The organism is Thermosynechococcus sp. HN-54 (assembly GCF_023650955.1).
GTDB lineage: Bacteria > Cyanobacteriota > Cyanobacteriia > Thermosynechococcales > Thermosynechococcaceae > Thermosynechococcus.
Window position 1 is genome coordinate 2338296 of record NZ_CP098039.1, and the last position, 13608, is coordinate 2351903.

At 53.2% G+C, this 13608-nt stretch carries 13 protein-coding genes; 5 read left to right on the forward strand and 8 right to left on the reverse strand.

The annotated features are described in order from the left end of the window. Window positions 1-29: 29 nt before the first annotated feature. From NBE99_RS11485 to nusB, 3 genes are read left to right on the forward strand one after another with little or no spacing between them, the layout of a single operon-like run. Window positions 30-1139, forward strand: coding sequence for a M48 family metallopeptidase (locus NBE99_RS11485; RefSeq protein ID WP_250682189.1), 1110 nt, complete (start codon window positions 30-32; stop codon window positions 1137-1139). 33 nt (window positions 1140-1172) lie between these two features. Further along, on the forward strand, window positions 1173-1844 hold the full coding sequence (locus tag NBE99_RS11490; protein WP_250682190.1) for a DUF502 domain-containing protein: 672 nt from the start codon (window positions 1173-1175) through the stop codon (window positions 1842-1844). A gap of 24 nt (window positions 1845-1868) precedes the next feature. After that, window positions 1869-2507, forward strand: coding sequence for a transcription antitermination factor NusB (gene nusB / locus NBE99_RS11495; protein ID WP_250682191.1), 639 nt, complete (start codon window positions 1869-1871; stop codon window positions 2505-2507). On the opposite strand, the gene NBE99_RS11500 is transcribed toward nusB, so the two are convergent. Then, entirely contained in the window at window positions 2486-2920 is a 435-nt protein-coding gene (locus NBE99_RS11500; RefSeq protein ID WP_250682192.1) for a hypothetical protein, read from the reverse strand. The two genes, nusB and NBE99_RS11500, sit on opposite strands and share 22 nt — an antisense overlap. Window positions 2921-3178: 258 nt before the next feature. On the opposite strand from NBE99_RS11500, the gene NBE99_RS11505 reads away from it, so the two are divergent. Beyond that, window positions 3179-3412 carry a hypothetical protein gene (locus NBE99_RS11505; RefSeq protein ID WP_250682193.1) on the forward strand — a complete coding sequence of 78 codons (234 nt, stop codon included), beginning with the start codon at window positions 3179-3181 and terminating at the stop codon, window positions 3410-3412. Here NBE99_RS11505 and aroB read toward each other — a convergent pair. The 4 genes from aroB to NBE99_RS11525 all read right to left on the reverse strand — a co-directional run bounded on the left by aroB (window position 3409) and on the right by NBE99_RS11525 (window position 9068). Beyond that, entirely contained in the window at window positions 3409-4512 is a 1104-nt protein-coding gene (gene aroB / locus NBE99_RS11510; protein ID WP_250682194.1) for a 3-dehydroquinate synthase, read from the reverse strand. The two genes, NBE99_RS11505 and aroB, sit on opposite strands and share 4 nt — an antisense overlap. Window positions 4513-4549: 37 nt before the next feature. Next, complete coding sequence (locus NBE99_RS11515; protein ID WP_250682195.1) at window positions 4550-5815, reverse strand: AmpG family muropeptide MFS transporter; 1266 nt, start codon at window positions 5813-5815, stop codon at window positions 4550-4552. A gap of 56 nt (window positions 5816-5871) precedes the next feature. Then, the gene (locus NBE99_RS11520; RefSeq protein ID WP_250682196.1) at window positions 5872-8472 is read right to left on the reverse strand and encodes a glycogen/starch/alpha-glucan phosphorylase; all 2601 of its coding nucleotides are present in this window, start codon (window positions 8470-8472) and stop codon (window positions 5872-5874) included. A 164-nt stretch (window positions 8473-8636) separates the two neighbouring features. Next, a complete protein-coding gene (locus NBE99_RS11525) occupies window positions 8637-9068 on the reverse strand; it encodes a hypothetical protein (RefSeq protein ID WP_250682197.1) in 432 nt (143 codons plus the stop codon). A gap of 219 nt (window positions 9069-9287) precedes the next feature. On the opposite strand from NBE99_RS11525, the gene murA reads away from it, so the two are divergent. Beyond that, window positions 9288-10607 (forward strand): UDP-N-acetylglucosamine 1-carboxyvinyltransferase, encoded by a 1320-nt coding sequence (murA, locus tag NBE99_RS11530; RefSeq protein WP_250682198.1) that lies wholly within the window; start codon window positions 9288-9290, stop codon window positions 10605-10607. Here the strand turns inward: murA and NBE99_RS11535 are convergent. From NBE99_RS11535 to NBE99_RS11545, 3 genes are read right to left on the reverse strand one after another with little or no spacing between them, the layout of a single operon-like run. Further along, a complete protein-coding gene (locus tag NBE99_RS11535) occupies window positions 10563-11135 on the reverse strand; it encodes a hypothetical protein (RefSeq protein WP_250682199.1) in 573 nt (190 codons plus the stop codon). The genes murA and NBE99_RS11535 overlap by 45 nt on opposite strands. 5 nt (window positions 11136-11140) lie before the next feature. Continuing rightward, entirely contained in the window at window positions 11141-11764 is a 624-nt protein-coding gene (locus NBE99_RS11540; RefSeq protein ID WP_250682200.1) for a class I SAM-dependent methyltransferase, read from the reverse strand. Further along, the gene (locus tag NBE99_RS11545) at window positions 11761-13569 is read right to left on the reverse strand and encodes a proline--tRNA ligase (RefSeq protein WP_250682201.1); all 1809 of its coding nucleotides are present in this window, start codon (window positions 13567-13569) and stop codon (window positions 11761-11763) included. Before NBE99_RS11545 ends, NBE99_RS11540 begins: the two co-directional genes overlap by 4 nt. Between the last annotated feature and the right edge of the window lie 39 nt (window positions 13570-13608).

Consider the following 13608-nt stretch of genomic DNA (forward strand, 5'->3'; position numbering starts at 1 on the left):
ATAGAGAAAAACGTTGGGGGCTGGCTGCCATGCTGACTGAGGTCTTGACCGCACTGGAGCAAGGAAATTTCCAACAGGCGGAACAATTGCTCGCAGCCTTGTCTCCTGAGGATCCCCGTGTGCTGTTGTGCCGAGGTCAACTCTATCTCAAGAAAGAGCGACTAGAGGAGGCTGAGGCAGACTTTCGCCAATTACTGCGGCTGAACTGTGGCCCCAAGCTGACGCAAATGGCTCGGTGTGGCCTCGAAAAAATCGAGCAAATTCGCCAACAGCAGCGGCAACAGGCCATTTTAGAAACCCATGCCGTGGTGGGAGTCGAGCAGCAGGGCGTTCTGATCCTTGAAGGGGTGGCTGCTGTTGAGCAGCGGACGATCCTTGCTCGTCTTTTGGCCACCATGTTTAAGATTGACCCCTACACGGCGCGACTGTTGATTCCGTCGCGGGGCTGGCGGTTGATCCGCACGGGCAACTTTGCGGAACTCACGGTCTATTGCCAAGAGCTGAAACGACAGGGCTTTGCCCTCTTTTGTGTTCCGTTTGAAGCGCTGACAGCAATACCGGTCTTGCAGGTACGTTATTTTGCGGCCTTAGACCCACAGCCTCGTGTGGTCTGTACCAGTTCCCTATCGCCGGAGCCAGTGGAGCTGACATTTGCGTGGTCGCAGGTGAGCCAGCGGGTGGAAGGATTACTGCCCATTTTTGAGCAGGTGTTTGATCGCGATCGCCAAGGTAAGGTGACTCGCAAAGAACAAATTCAGGATCATGCTCAATGCTGTGATCTCCACCTCTTTGAGGAAAATCAAATTCTACGTTTTTATCGCGGGGGCTACCAGTTTCACCAAGGCATTCCCTTGAACCAAGTGGCAACAGTTATCTCTAGTGATTTGGATTTGGATCAAAACACCTCATGGGTGAAGTGGCGGCAGTTGTCGAGCCTCTGGCAGCAGCACTGTGGCGATCGCCCCGTATGGCAAGACTTCACCAGCTTTGCAGAAACCGCCTTGGACTTTACAGAACTCCTGAGTAAAATTCCCCCCCACATTAACCTCTTTCGCCGTGAGGACAGTCCTTGGGATGCCGCCTTCATGCTCTACAGCAGTTTGGCCTTTCACCGTGCCCGCAGTGGCAGCAACCGCTAAGCTAGAAACAGAAGTCTGCTCGTGCGAGTATCTGTGCTGCACCGACTCCAACAAGCAATTAAAAATGATCTCATCGCTGGTCTGCTGGTGGTGATCCCGCTGGCAACAACGATTTGGCTATCGATTTCTGTTTCTAGTTGGGTGTTGGATCTCCTCACCCGTATTCCCAAGCAAGTGAATCCCTTCAAAACATGGCACCCCCTGCTGGTGGATCTGCTCAATGTGGCAGTGGGCATTGCTGTGCCCTTAACAGGGATCTTGCTCATTGGCTTGATGGCACGCAATATCTTTGGCCAGTGGCTCTTGAACACAGGTGAGAGCATTCTCAAGCGCATTCCCTTGGCAGGCACCATTTATAAAGTGCTGCAACAACTCCTAGAGACGATTCTGCGGGACTCGCGCGATCGCTTTCGGCGGGTGGTGCTCGTAGAATATCCGCGTCCGGGTCTGTGGGCCGTGGCCTTTGTCACTGGCACAATTAATGGTTCATTGCAAACGGTCTTTTCCGAGCCGATGTTAAGTCTATTTATCCCCTCATCCCCTAACCCCACCACCGGTTGGTATGTGATTGCCAGTGAGCGGGATGTGCGAGATCTGGATATTTCGATCGAGGATGCCTTTAAGCTGATTATTTCCGGGGGGATTGTGACACCGGGATCGGCTCCGACCTCGACCCTGTCCCCCGCCCCTGCTTCGTTGCGTTAAGAACTTGTTTTTGAGGATTTACCCATGATTACTGCTCGTCGTGTTGCCCGTGAATTGGCGTTGCTGAGTGCCGCTCAGGTGTTACGCCAACCGAAACTGCTCGATGAAAGTGACTGCCGCAGCTTGATCCTGACAGCCGTACGTACGCTGGCGAGTGATGTGCGCGATACCCTCGAACAGGCCGGCACTGAACTTAGTGAAAGTCAGCGACTGCTCCACCACAGTGAGTTTCAGTTGCCCCACCTCGAAAAGGCACAGATGGTGCTTCAAGATGCCCTCAAGCGGGCGGAAAAGGGCTTGAACAAAATAGGCGCTGCTCTCGATTTACCCGAAATTCTCTACTTTGCCCATCAAGAGGAAGTTCAAACCTACGCGATCGCCCTACTGCGCTGTTTGCAGCGACACCAAACGGAGATTCAAGAACTGGTGAATCGCTCAATGGTGGATTGGCAACTGGAGCGACTGACGCACTTAGATCGCGCCATTATTGAAATTGCCGTCGCAGAGATGCGCTATCTTGACGTGGCGAAGCAAGTGGCGATCAACGAGGCCATTGAACTGGCCAAACGCTACAGCGATCAGGGCAGCCACCGCTTTATCAATGGCGTGCTGCGGCGGATCAGTGAAGCCCTTGACACGGCTCAGGCGGCCACTGGTAACTGAAACGACTGCCATAGTTGCTGCCGCCCCAATTCCACATCCTCAGGCCGACATTGCCAGTGGGGATGGGCACTCATCACCAAACTTTCGAGGGTTTCGCGATCAAAGAGATGCCAAACGGGAGCACCGTCAACATGGTGGGCGATCGCCAGCAGATTTTCAGCCACACAGTGAATTTCTAAACAGGTGGCTGCCCGCTGAATTTGCAACTGCTGCCCCGGTAGGAGCGATCGCACGGACTCCATGATCTCCCGCAGTTCCGAGATGCTCTGGACACAGACCCCCGGAACGGCCACCCGTTGTCGGGAATCCCCATTGACTTGCAGCCAATAATGACGGCTGGGATCAATTCCCAAGAGCCAAGGATCAACATCATCTAAGCGATAACGGGGAGCCAAAGAGAGTCCGTGCATCATCTATCCATTTCCTAAATCAGAGCATTGATATCTGGCGATCGCTAGGGATCACTCTCGTATATGTAGTGTGATAAGTCTCCTTTATTTGATCAATCAAAGTTAATAATGCTTAATCTTTTGCCCATAATTGTTAACAAAGCTCCGTTTGCCCACCGGTGAGAGCACGTTTTTGTTACAGCAGCTACGGTTATCCGAGGGGAATTGGTTAAAATGAAGTTAAGAATAGGTTAACCCCTGAGGGAAAAGGATAGGTAAGCAATGAATAAATACGAATTTTTACATCCCCACAGCCGTTACTACGGTGAGTTTACACCCGAAAACTTTTTATTTGATGCCAACTTGCAGGAGTTTGCCACCCGAGTGAGCTACATTTCTGGCCTCGAAAACAGTGGCAAGCTCTCCCCTCAGGAAGCCTATGAGCAAATTAAAAACCTTTGGAAAGAGCTGAAAGCGAGCAAAAAAGCGTTGCTAGATACGGCACCCCCTAGCTAGGCTTGGAGCCGATGGAGCGTCTCTCGAATCAGTTCGGTCGGCACCTGATCAAAAATTTCCACATGGCCAATGGCAGTGGGGAGAATAAACCGCACCTTTTGCGCCTGAACCTTCTTGTCATGCTGAAGGAGTGCCAGCAGTCCCTCGACATCAAAGTGAGCCGGGATCGTTGTCGGTAGTTTTGCTTTGAGAATCAGTGCCCGTTGGGCGGCGGCTTCCGCTGACCAATACCCCAAGGCCACCGCCAGTTCGCCAGCGGCAATCATACCAATGGCCACCGCCTCGCCGTGATTCAAAAGACGATAGTTGCCCATACTTTCCAAGGCATGGCCAATGGTGTGCCCGTAATTCAAAATGGCGCGCAGACCCGCTTCCCGCTCATCCTTGCTCACCACATCCACCTTCGCTTGGCAGGAACGCTGCAGGATTTGGAGCAACTGCTCAGCAGGCAAAGCAGCCATGCGATCCAAGCGCGGCAACTGACTCAACAAATCGAATAGCTTAGCATCCCAAATCACGCCGTACTTAATTACCTCTGCCATGCCAGCCCGGAATTCTCTGGGGGGCAGGGTTGCCAAAACATCGGGATCAATGACCACAAGACGGGGTTGATGAAAGGCACCAATGAGATTTTTGCCTTGGGGATGGTTCACCCCTGTTTTCCCGCCAATCGCTGCATCCACCATTGCCAAGAGACTCGTGGGAATCTGCACCACCGCAATGCCCCGCAACCAAGTAGCCGCTGCAAAGCCAGTCATGTCCCCAATCACACCACCTCCTAGGGCAAAGAGGGTGGAACCCCGCTCTAAACGCTGAGTCAGGGCAGCATCATAAATCTTTTCAACAGTTCTGAGGGTTTTGTAGCGTTCCCCTGCTGGGAGAATACAGGGGGTGACCTGCCAGCCCGCTTGCGTTAATGCCTCTTGCACATCCGTGCCGTAGTGCCGCCAAATTTGTGGATTGGAAACGATGAGGGCAGGGGCTTTCGGTGTCAAGGGCGTATGTTCGGCCAAAAGTGCGGGCAACTGTCGCCGTGTGTTGGCACCAATGGCAATTCGGTAGGAGTGTTCACCAAGGGGAACGGGAATCAGCGTCGTCATTGTCGGATTTGCTGAGGACATCTACATTTAAGTATTTTCAGTCATCACTGCCGGGGCGGGGAAAGGCTGGCTTCGCTTGCCAAGGGGCAAAAAACGGCAAAAGCAGCAGGGCTGGTAATGCAGCGCCAATCGTAAAGAGAAAAAAGAGCGGCCACCCCATGATCTCTGCCGCTTTGCCCGCAGGGGCTGCTAGTATATCCCGACTAAAGGCAAACAGACTGGAGAGCAGCGCATACTGCGTTGCACTAAACTGGGGGTTGCAGAGGCTCATTAAGAGAGCCGTCAGAGCAGCGATCGCCAGCCCCGCACAGAAGTTATCAATACTGATCGCGGCCACCATCACCGTTGGATTGGTACCGGCATTGGCCAAAACAAAGTAGGAGATATTGCTGGAGGCTTGCAATCCCCCCATGATCCACAGAGCACGGTGAATACCGATTTGACTGATGGCTGCCCCGCCGGCAAGGGCACCAACAATGGTGGCAATCAACCCCACACCCCCTTGCACCGCGCCAATTTGGGTTTGGCTAAAGCCCTGCTGCAACAGAAAAGGGGTCATCATGTTCCCTGTGAGGGCATCCCCCAAGCGGTAGAGGCAGATAAAGAGCAGAATAATCAGCCCCGTTCCCCAGCCGTAGCGCTGGAAAAAGTCAAGGAAGGGGCGAATCACTGCTTGCGCCAATGAAGGAGGAGCCGGGGGATGGACTTCGGGTTCCGGTGCCCAAAGGGTAGTGACCATGCCCACTAGCATCAGCAGCGCCATTAGGACGTAAACCACGGGCCAGGGCAGTTGATCCGCAAGGATTAGGGCTAGGGAACCCGTGACCAAGAGCGCAATGCGATAGCCAAGGACGTAAATACCCGCACCCGCCCCCATTTCAAGGGGTTCTAGGACATCGGCACGGTAGGCATCCACGGCAATATCTTGGCTGGCGCTCAAGAAGGCAATGGCGAAGGCATTCACCGCCAACAGCCGCAGGCTCGTACTGGGATCCTGTACCGCCATGAGGGCGATCGCCCCCAAGAGGAGCACCTGAATCAGCAGTAACCAGCCCCGCCGCCGTCCCAAAAAGGGAATCGTATAGCGATCTAGCAAGGGGGACCAGAGAAATTTCAGTGAGTAGGGCAACCCCACTAGGCTAAAGAGGCCAATGGCGGTCAAGTCAATGCCCTCAACAGTCATCCATGCTTGCAGTGTTCGGCTGGTGAGAAACAGGGGCAACCCTGACGAGAACCCCAACAAGAGCAGTGCCGCCATTTTGCGACTTTGAAAAACCCGTAGGGCTGCGCCGATTCCTGCCATTCATTTTGTTCCACTGCTTGAGACTTGCCCTAGTGTAGAGCAAAAGGGGCAGGAACCTAAAGACTACTGGCTTGACTGATGCGGCTGGGGCGAAAAGCAGGCCGACACGTGTCCAAGGAAACAGGAACGGGTTCAACGTGCCAGATGTCTTTGCAGTACTCGGCAATCGTGCGATCGCTGGAGAATTTGCCCATGCGTGCCACATTAAGAATTGACATTTGTGTCCAGTGGGTCTTGTCGCGGAAGGCTTGGGCGGCCCGTTGCTGACAGTCCACATAGGATTGGTAGTCCGCTAGGAGCATGTATTGATCCTCGTTGAGTAGGGAACTGACAATCGGTTCAAATAGCCTCGGCTCACGCGGATTGAAGTAGTCGGAAATCAGGCTGTCAATCACCTTCTTGAGCATTGGGTTGCTGTTGTAGTACTCACGGGGATTGTAGCCCTCCGCTTTCAAGCTCATCACTTCCTGAGCCGTCAGACCAAAGAGGAAGAAGTTTTCTGGCCCCACCTCTTGGCGAATTTCCACATTTGCCCCATCGAGGGTGCCAATCGTCAGCGCCCCATTGAGGGCAAACTTCATATTCCCGGTTCCGGAGGCCTCCTTACCAGCAGTGGAAATTTGCTCCGACAGATCCGCAGCAGGGTAAACCATTTCCCCAAGGGAGACGGAATAATTACTCAGGAACACTACTTTGAGGCGGCCATTGACATCACTGTCGTGGTTGACCATGTCCCCTACAGAATTGATCAGTTTGATAATCATCTTGGCCATGAAGTAGCCAGGAGCCGCCTTGCCGCCAAAAATAAACGTGCGCGGCTGAATGTCAATGTTGGGATTGGCCTTGATGTGTTCGTAGAGCGTAATGATGTGGAGCACCGCCAAGTGCTGCCGCTTGTACTCGTGGATGCGCTTAATTTGGATATCAAAGAGGGAATAGGGATCCACTTCAATTTGGTTGTTGCGCCAGATGTACTCCGCTAGGCGCTCTTTATTCGCCTGTTTAATTTGCTGCCACTTGGCCTGAAAGGCGGGATCCGTGGCGTAGGGTTCTAGACCCCGCAGGTCTTCAAGGTGGGTAATCCAGCGATCGCTCTTCAGCGTTTCGGTAATCAGACTGGCCAAGCGGGGATTACTCATCAATAGCCAACGGCGGGGGGTAATGCCATTGGTTTTGTTCTGGAACTTGTTGGGGTACATCTCGTAGAAGTCCCGCATCAGCTCCTGCTTGATCAGTTCTGTGTGCAGTTCGGCTACCCCGTTTACCGTATGGCTGCCGACACAGGCCAAATGCGCCATGCGCACCTGCTTGGGATGACCTTCCTCAATGAGGGACATCCGTGCCAACCGTGCTGTATTACCGGGGTAGCGCAGGCGAATCTCATTCAGGAAGCGGTAGTTAATCTCGTAAATGATTTCCAAGTGGCGCGGTAGCAGTTGACCAAAGAGATCCACCGACCAGCGTTCGAGGGCTTCCGCCAGCAGCGTGTGGTTGGTATAGGCAAAGGTGCGCTGCGTAATGTCCCACGCTTTTTCCCATGTCAATTGATACTCATCCACCAGTAGGCGCATCAGTTCAGCCACACCAATAGCGGGGTGGGTATCGTTGAGCTGAATGGCCACTTTATCGGGGAAAGCATCAAAGCTGGTGTGCCGCCGCAAGTAGAGACGAATAATGTCCTGCAACGAACAGGAGACAAAGAAATACTGTTGCTGCAGCCGCAATTCTTTGCCTTGGGGGGTGTTGTCGTTGGGGTAGAGAACTTTCGAGATATTCTCACTAAAGGTTTTTTCCGAAACCGCTTGGGTGTAGTCACCAGCGTTGAACACTTGGAGGTTAAAGTCCTGAGCGGCACGCGCACTCCAGAGGCGCAGGGTGTTCACCGTATTTTTGCCATAGCCAGGGATTGGCGTGTCGTAGGGCGTGCCAAAAACGGTAGTGCTAGGAACCCACCGCACTCGGTAGTGCCCTTGGGCATCGGTGTAGGCTTCAGTATGACCGCCAAACTTAACTTCAACGTTGTAATCGGGACGGGCAATCTCCCAAGGGTTACCAAAGCGCAACCAGTTGTCGGGCACTTCGTGCTGCCAGCCATTGGTAATGATTTGCTCGAAAATACCAAACTCGTAGCGAATGCCGTAGCCGACAGCAGGAATTTCAAGAGTCGCGAGAGAGTCGAGGAAACAAGCTGCCAAGCGTCCCAAACCGCCATTGCCTAGCCCCGGCTCGGGTTCACGATCCATGAGTTCATTGAGGTCAAGGCCAAAGTCAGCCATGGCCTGTTTGGTTTGCTCGTAGAGGCCGACGTTCATCAGGTTGTTCAGGAGCAGACGACCAATGAGAAACTCTGCCGACAGGTAATAGACCACCTTGGCATCCTGCTCAAAATAGGTTTGGGCGGTTTTAATCCGCCGATGCAGCAGGCGATCGCGCACCGTGTAGGCCAGCGCCATGAAGTAATCGTAGGGCGTAGCAAACATGGCATCCTTGCCCTGGATGTAGTGCAAGTTATCAACAAAAGCGCGCTTCAGGGTTTGCACTGTCATCCCTGTGCGATCGCTCTCGATATACAAATCGCAGTGTTCATCGTTGGTAGGGGTCGTGGAGGGAGAAACTGAATTAACAGCGTGACCGTTAGGAGTGGCGGAGTTATTCATGCAAACTGTGGCTCTGAAGGAATCGGAAATAACTTAACTTAAGGCTAATACAGATCTAGGAAATGTACATTAGATTACCGCTCTGGGAATTTTAATAATTCATTTACCTGTCTTTACATTTTTTTTAATCTTCTCAAAGAGTCCCTAGATGGCCAACGGAATTCCTAGTCAAACCAGCCAATTTCAGCATCGCCTAGGTGGGAGGCATTGGGATTGGGCGTGGGAATCTCATTGACCAAGGGCTTAAATCCTACGTCCTCAAAACGGTAGGGCTGAGGTGCTGTGAGTTGGCGAATCACAGCTTTGGCCTCTTCAAATTCGGCGTGTAGTTCTTGCTGGCGAGTCTGAAGTTCCTGAAAGTCTGTTTCAAGAGCTTGGGCGCGATCGCGCCACATTTGCACGTCCTGTTGCAGTTGTTCTATTTGAATGCGTTGGGCGTTTTTCTCAGCTTCTACTGCGGCTAATGTTGCTTTGAGGGTCGCCAATTCTTGCTCAAGTTCTGCCTTGGTGGGCTGATGGCGACTCCGCTTGCTGGGGGCTTGACGCTGTTTGGCTGCCTCTTGCCGCAGTAAATCACTGAGATTTTGGTGTTCCATCAATTCACTCAATCATTGACCCAAATTACAGCTCTCTTTGAGATCCAGTGAGCACACTAGACAAGCTGACAAATTGGCTTTACCGCAGGAGCAGAACCTATGGCTGCACTCACCTTCTCTAGAACCACCTGAATGTTCACTGTCAGTATTGATCTTTGCATAAAATTCCCCCTGATCCGCTATAATCGCTTGGAATTCTTTTGGCTGTGAGAGTGAAATATGCTAACCTCGACCGTGACGCCGCTGACAACAGAACAGGCACACCTAAGAATTCAGGGGGGCTATCGGTTATCGGGTGAGGTGAGGATTAGCGGAGCCAAGAATTCCGCACTGGTACTAATGGCAGGGGCACTCTTGGCAGCAGACACGACAGTTCTTCATGCCGTTCCAGATTTAGCAGATATTCGCCGTCTTGCAGAGATTCTACAGGCCTTGGGAGTAAAGGTACAACGCCTCGGCATTGAGACAATTGCCATTGATGCCACAGACTTGAATACCAATGACCCCCCCTACAGTTTGGTCAGTCAACTGCGGGCGAGTTTCTTTGCCATTGGCCCTCTGGTGGCACGGTTGGGAATTGCTCGCGTCCCCTTGCCGGGGGGGTGCGCCATTGGTGCTCGCCCAGTGGAACTGCATGTGCGTGGTCTGCAAGCGATGGGTGCCGAAGTCACGATTGATCACGGTGTGGTTACCGCCAGTGCCCCCAAACTGAAGGGAACGCGGATCTATTTGGACTATCCTAGTGTCGGCGCCACCGAAACCCTGATGATGGCCGCCACCCTTGCTGAGGGGGAAACCACGATCGAAAATGCCGCCCAAGAACCCGAAGTGGTGGATTTAGCCAACTTCTGTATCGCAATGGGGGCAAAAATCTATGGCGCAGGTACCAACTCGATCACCATTGTCGGGGTCGATCGTCTCCACGGCACTGAATACGAAATTATCCCCGATCGCATCGAAGCGGGCACATTTCTCTTGGGCGCTGCTGTCACTCGCTCAGCCATTACCCTCGCACCCGTGATTCCCAGCCACCTGACTCCAGTTATCGCCAAACTTGCAGAAATGGGAGCAACGGTTGAATTTCCCGATCCCACCCGTGTCCGCTTTACCCCTGCCCAGCGCTATCGTGCCACCGACATTGAAACACTCCCCTACCCTGGCTTTCCCACGGATATGCAGGCCTTGATGATGACGTTGCTGGCCATCAGTGAGGGGAATAGTTTAGTTAGCGAAACGGTGTTTGAAAATCGCTTTGGCCATGTGGCTGAACTGAATCGCATGGGTGCCGATATTCGCGTCAAAGGGAATCACGCCGCCATCCGAGGGGTGCCTCATCTTTCCGGTGCACCCGTAACAGGTACGGATTTACGTGCCACAGCGGCTTTAGTTGTTGCTGGACTGGCTGCCCACGGCGAAACCCACGTCTATGGCTTGCAGCACTTAGATCGGGGCTACTGGCAAATTGAAGCCAAGCTGCGGGGTTTGGGCGCACAGTTAGAGCGCTATATTCCGAATGCAGCCCCCTCTCCAGTTTTTTAGTCCGGCCTTGGGGGCAACTGCAATCTCGGTTCCTATGCCCCCTGTCCATTGCGCCATCACATTCGCCAGCACTTCAGCTACGGTGGGTGTCCAATGCTCCCATGCACTGAGGGGGAGAGCTAAGGCGCCCCAATAGGCACCAAAAAGACAGCTTAAGAGAAGACCAGCGCTGGGTTGCTGCTTGATAACAATTTCATGGGCTAATTCTAAGTCCCAAGGGGCGATCGCGAGGGCATAGCGGACAATGTCCTCTCTGGTGGAGGGTAGCGGTAAAGGCTCAGGTGCCCAAGCCGCCTCTAGGTATTCATGTAGGAGGGTCTGGATCTCTTGCAACTCTGCTGGTACTGAGATCAGGGGTTGATCCCATGCCGCGAGCAACTGTGGCAGCTGGCTCCACCAATCTCCTTGGCTGTGGGTCAACCATTGGTGCGGCAGTGTCTGGGCGAGATTGAGATCTTCTTTGGCTATGCCCCATAGGAGTCCAAGGAGGGCACCACGAAACTGCTCATAGACGCCTCCTCTGACCATTGCGGCTACTGCTTTTGACCCACAACAGCATAGAAAGGATCAGTAAATCCTAGCCAAGACCAGCGACGGGGCAGATGGGTTTCGATCACCTTGAGGGAGGGAATGCTGTGGATATAGGTTTGCACTAGCTGCACGCGATCGCCCTCTGTACCCTCACGCCACGCCTGAATCGCTTTTTCAAAAAACATGCGATTTGAGAAGCTGACAATGACAACCCCTTGAGGCTTGAGGATACGGGCAATTTCTGTAAAGGTTGCCTCAGGATACTGGAGGTACTGCACCGACACCGCCATCAGTACGGCATCAAAACTGGCGTCCTCTAAGGGCAAGGCCAACTCTTCATTGAGGTTCTGGACAAAGTAGCGATCCAGCCGCGGGTTGTGAGCCAACTCCGCCGCATTCATGCCATGGCCGACCACTTCCTGAAAGGATAGTTCCGGCGGCAGATGCGACACCCAACTACTCATTAAGTCCAAGACCCGCATCTGCGGCTGCAGGTATTGGCGGTAGAGATCCGTGAGGCGCGCCAGAAAGAAATCATCCACATGGGTGACAAAGCGCGGTGCCGCGTAGAAAAGAGCATCACTGCGGCTATCCAATTTCGTGCGCTGTTGGGGATTGAGAATCATGGGGCTAACTGCTGAGCAATCTCCTTTTGAAGATAACGAACAACTTCAGTTAAGGGGAGGGTGGATTTGGCACCGCTTGCCCGAATCACGAGTTCCACTTCACCGTTGGCGATCGCGCGCCCAGTCACTAGTCGATAGGGAATGCCAATCAAATCCGCATCTTTGAATTTCACCCCTGCCCGCTCATCGCGATCGTCGAGGAGTACCTCAATCCCTGCCGCCTGAAACTGCTTGTACAGGTCATTGGCCACCTGCATTTGCTGCTGATCCTCGATGTTGGGCACGACAATGATTACTTGATAAGGGGCGATCGCCAGCGGCCAAATGATGCCATGTTGATCGTGGTGCTGCTCTACTGCTGCCTGAGCCAAGCGGGAAACGCCAATACCATAGCAGCCCATCACCAACGGTACCTCCGCGCCCTGTTCATTGGTGTAGGTGGCCTTCATCGCCTCAGAGTACTTTGTCCCCAACTGGAAAATATGGCCAATTTCAATGCCCCTTGCTGTTTCTAAGTGCTGCGTTGGATCATGGCAGGCGCGATCACCCGCTTGGGCTTTGCGAACATCGGCCACAATGGCCGGTAATGGACAGGATTTGCCCCAATTGACACCCACCCGATGCTGTTGATCGCGATTGGCTCCTGTAATAAACTGCTTCAACTCAGTGACGGTGTGATCGGCAATGCGAATCCAGTGGGGAATGATCTGAGGATCGGCTTTAATAACCCGATCTTCTATGTCAGGGCCAATGTAACCAAAGGGAATCGGTGTTGCTGCCCACTCTTGGGCTGTATTGGCCTCCACTATTCGCAGATCCAACAATTTGGTTGCCCCATAGTTGGGAGCTAGGGAGGTCAAGGTGTTGTGTAGCTTAACGGTATTGACCTCTTGATCACCCCGAATACTCACCAACACCAATCCAACCCGCCCATTATCGAAGACAGCTCGATAGAGGACATTTTTAACAATCTGGGTGGGATGGCACTGCAAATACTCAACAAGGGCATCAATCGTCGCTGTATTCGGGGTATCCAGCGTTGCCGTCTTTTTGTAGGTGGTCGGTACAGGGTCAGGGGGCAAGGAAACCGCCTTTTCCACATTGGCAGCGTATTGGCCATCAGCGGTATAGAGTACTTCATCTTCACCAGCAGCCGCCAAGACCATAAATTCGTGGGATCCGGATCCGCCAATGGCACCGGAATCCGCCTCCACGGCTCGAAAGGTCAAACCACAGCGCTGCAGAATGCGGTTGTAGGTATCGTACATCACCTGATAGGTTTCTTTGAGGCTCGCCACATCCGCGTGAAACGAGTAGCCGTCCTTCATGATGAATTCGCGTCCGCGCATCAGGCCAAATCGGGGACGAATCTCATCGCGGAATTTTGTTTGAATTTGGTACAGGTGAACCGGCAGCTGACGATAGGAGCGAATCAAGTCCTTGGCGAGGGTGGTGATCACCTCTTCATGGGTGGGGCCTAGTCCCAACTGCCGCTCAGCACGATCGGTGAGGGAAAACATGATCCCTTCGGCTTTGGTGTAGGTATCCCAGCGTCCTGACTCTTGCCACAGTTCAGCGGGTTGCAGTTGCGGCAGCAAACACTCCAAGGCACCACTGCGATTCATTTCCTCACGGACAATGGCGCTTACTTTTTGCAACACTCGCCACATCAAGGGCAGATAGCTATAAATGCCACTGGCAATCCGCCGAATGTACCCCGCCCGCAGGAGCAATTTGTGGCTAGGAATTTCTGCTTCCGCTGGATCATCGCGAAGCGTGACAAAGAGCATTTGCGATAGGCGCATGGCTGGGCTACTGATACTGCACAGAGCCTCTATTTTACG

What these genes read in the sequence shown, in the direction of transcription:
- NBE99_RS11545 (WP_250682201.1), bottom strand. Translation starts at nt 13,569, where the DNA reads ATGCGCCTATCGCAAATGCTCTTTGTCACGCTTCGCGATGATCCAGCG.
- NBE99_RS11500 (WP_250682192.1), bottom strand. Translation starts at nt 2,920, where the DNA reads ATGATGCACGGACTCTCTTTGGCTCCCCGTTATCGCTTAGATGATGTT.
- nusB (WP_250682191.1), top strand. Translation starts at nt 1,869, where the DNA reads ATGATTACTGCTCGTCGTGTTGCCCGTGAATTGGCGTTGCTGAGTGCC.
- NBE99_RS11520 (WP_250682196.1), bottom strand. Translation starts at nt 8,472, where the DNA reads ATGAATAACTCCGCCACTCCTAACGGTCACGCTGTTAATTCAGTTTCT.
- aroB (WP_250682194.1), bottom strand. Translation starts at nt 4,512, where the DNA reads ATGACGACGCTGATTCCCGTTCCCCTTGGTGAACACTCCTACCGAATT.
- NBE99_RS11505 (WP_250682193.1), top strand. Translation starts at nt 3,179, where the DNA reads ATGAATAAATACGAATTTTTACATCCCCACAGCCGTTACTACGGTGAG.
- murA (WP_250682198.1), top strand. Translation starts at nt 9,288, where the DNA reads ATGCTAACCTCGACCGTGACGCCGCTGACAACAGAACAGGCACACCTA.
- NBE99_RS11515 (WP_250682195.1), bottom strand. Translation starts at nt 5,815, where the DNA reads ATGGCAGGAATCGGCGCAGCCCTACGGGTTTTTCAAAGTCGCAAAATG.
- NBE99_RS11525 (WP_250682197.1), bottom strand. Translation starts at nt 9,068, where the DNA reads ATGGAACACCAAAATCTCAGTGATTTACTGCGGCAAGAGGCAGCCAAA.
- NBE99_RS11485 (WP_250682189.1), top strand. Translation starts at nt 30, where the DNA reads ATGCTGACTGAGGTCTTGACCGCACTGGAGCAAGGAAATTTCCAACAG.
- NBE99_RS11535 (WP_250682199.1), bottom strand. Translation starts at nt 11,135, where the DNA reads ATGGTCAGAGGAGGCGTCTATGAGCAGTTTCGTGGTGCCCTCCTTGGA.
- NBE99_RS11540 (WP_250682200.1), bottom strand. Translation starts at nt 11,764, where the DNA reads ATGATTCTCAATCCCCAACAGCGCACGAAATTGGATAGCCGCAGTGAT.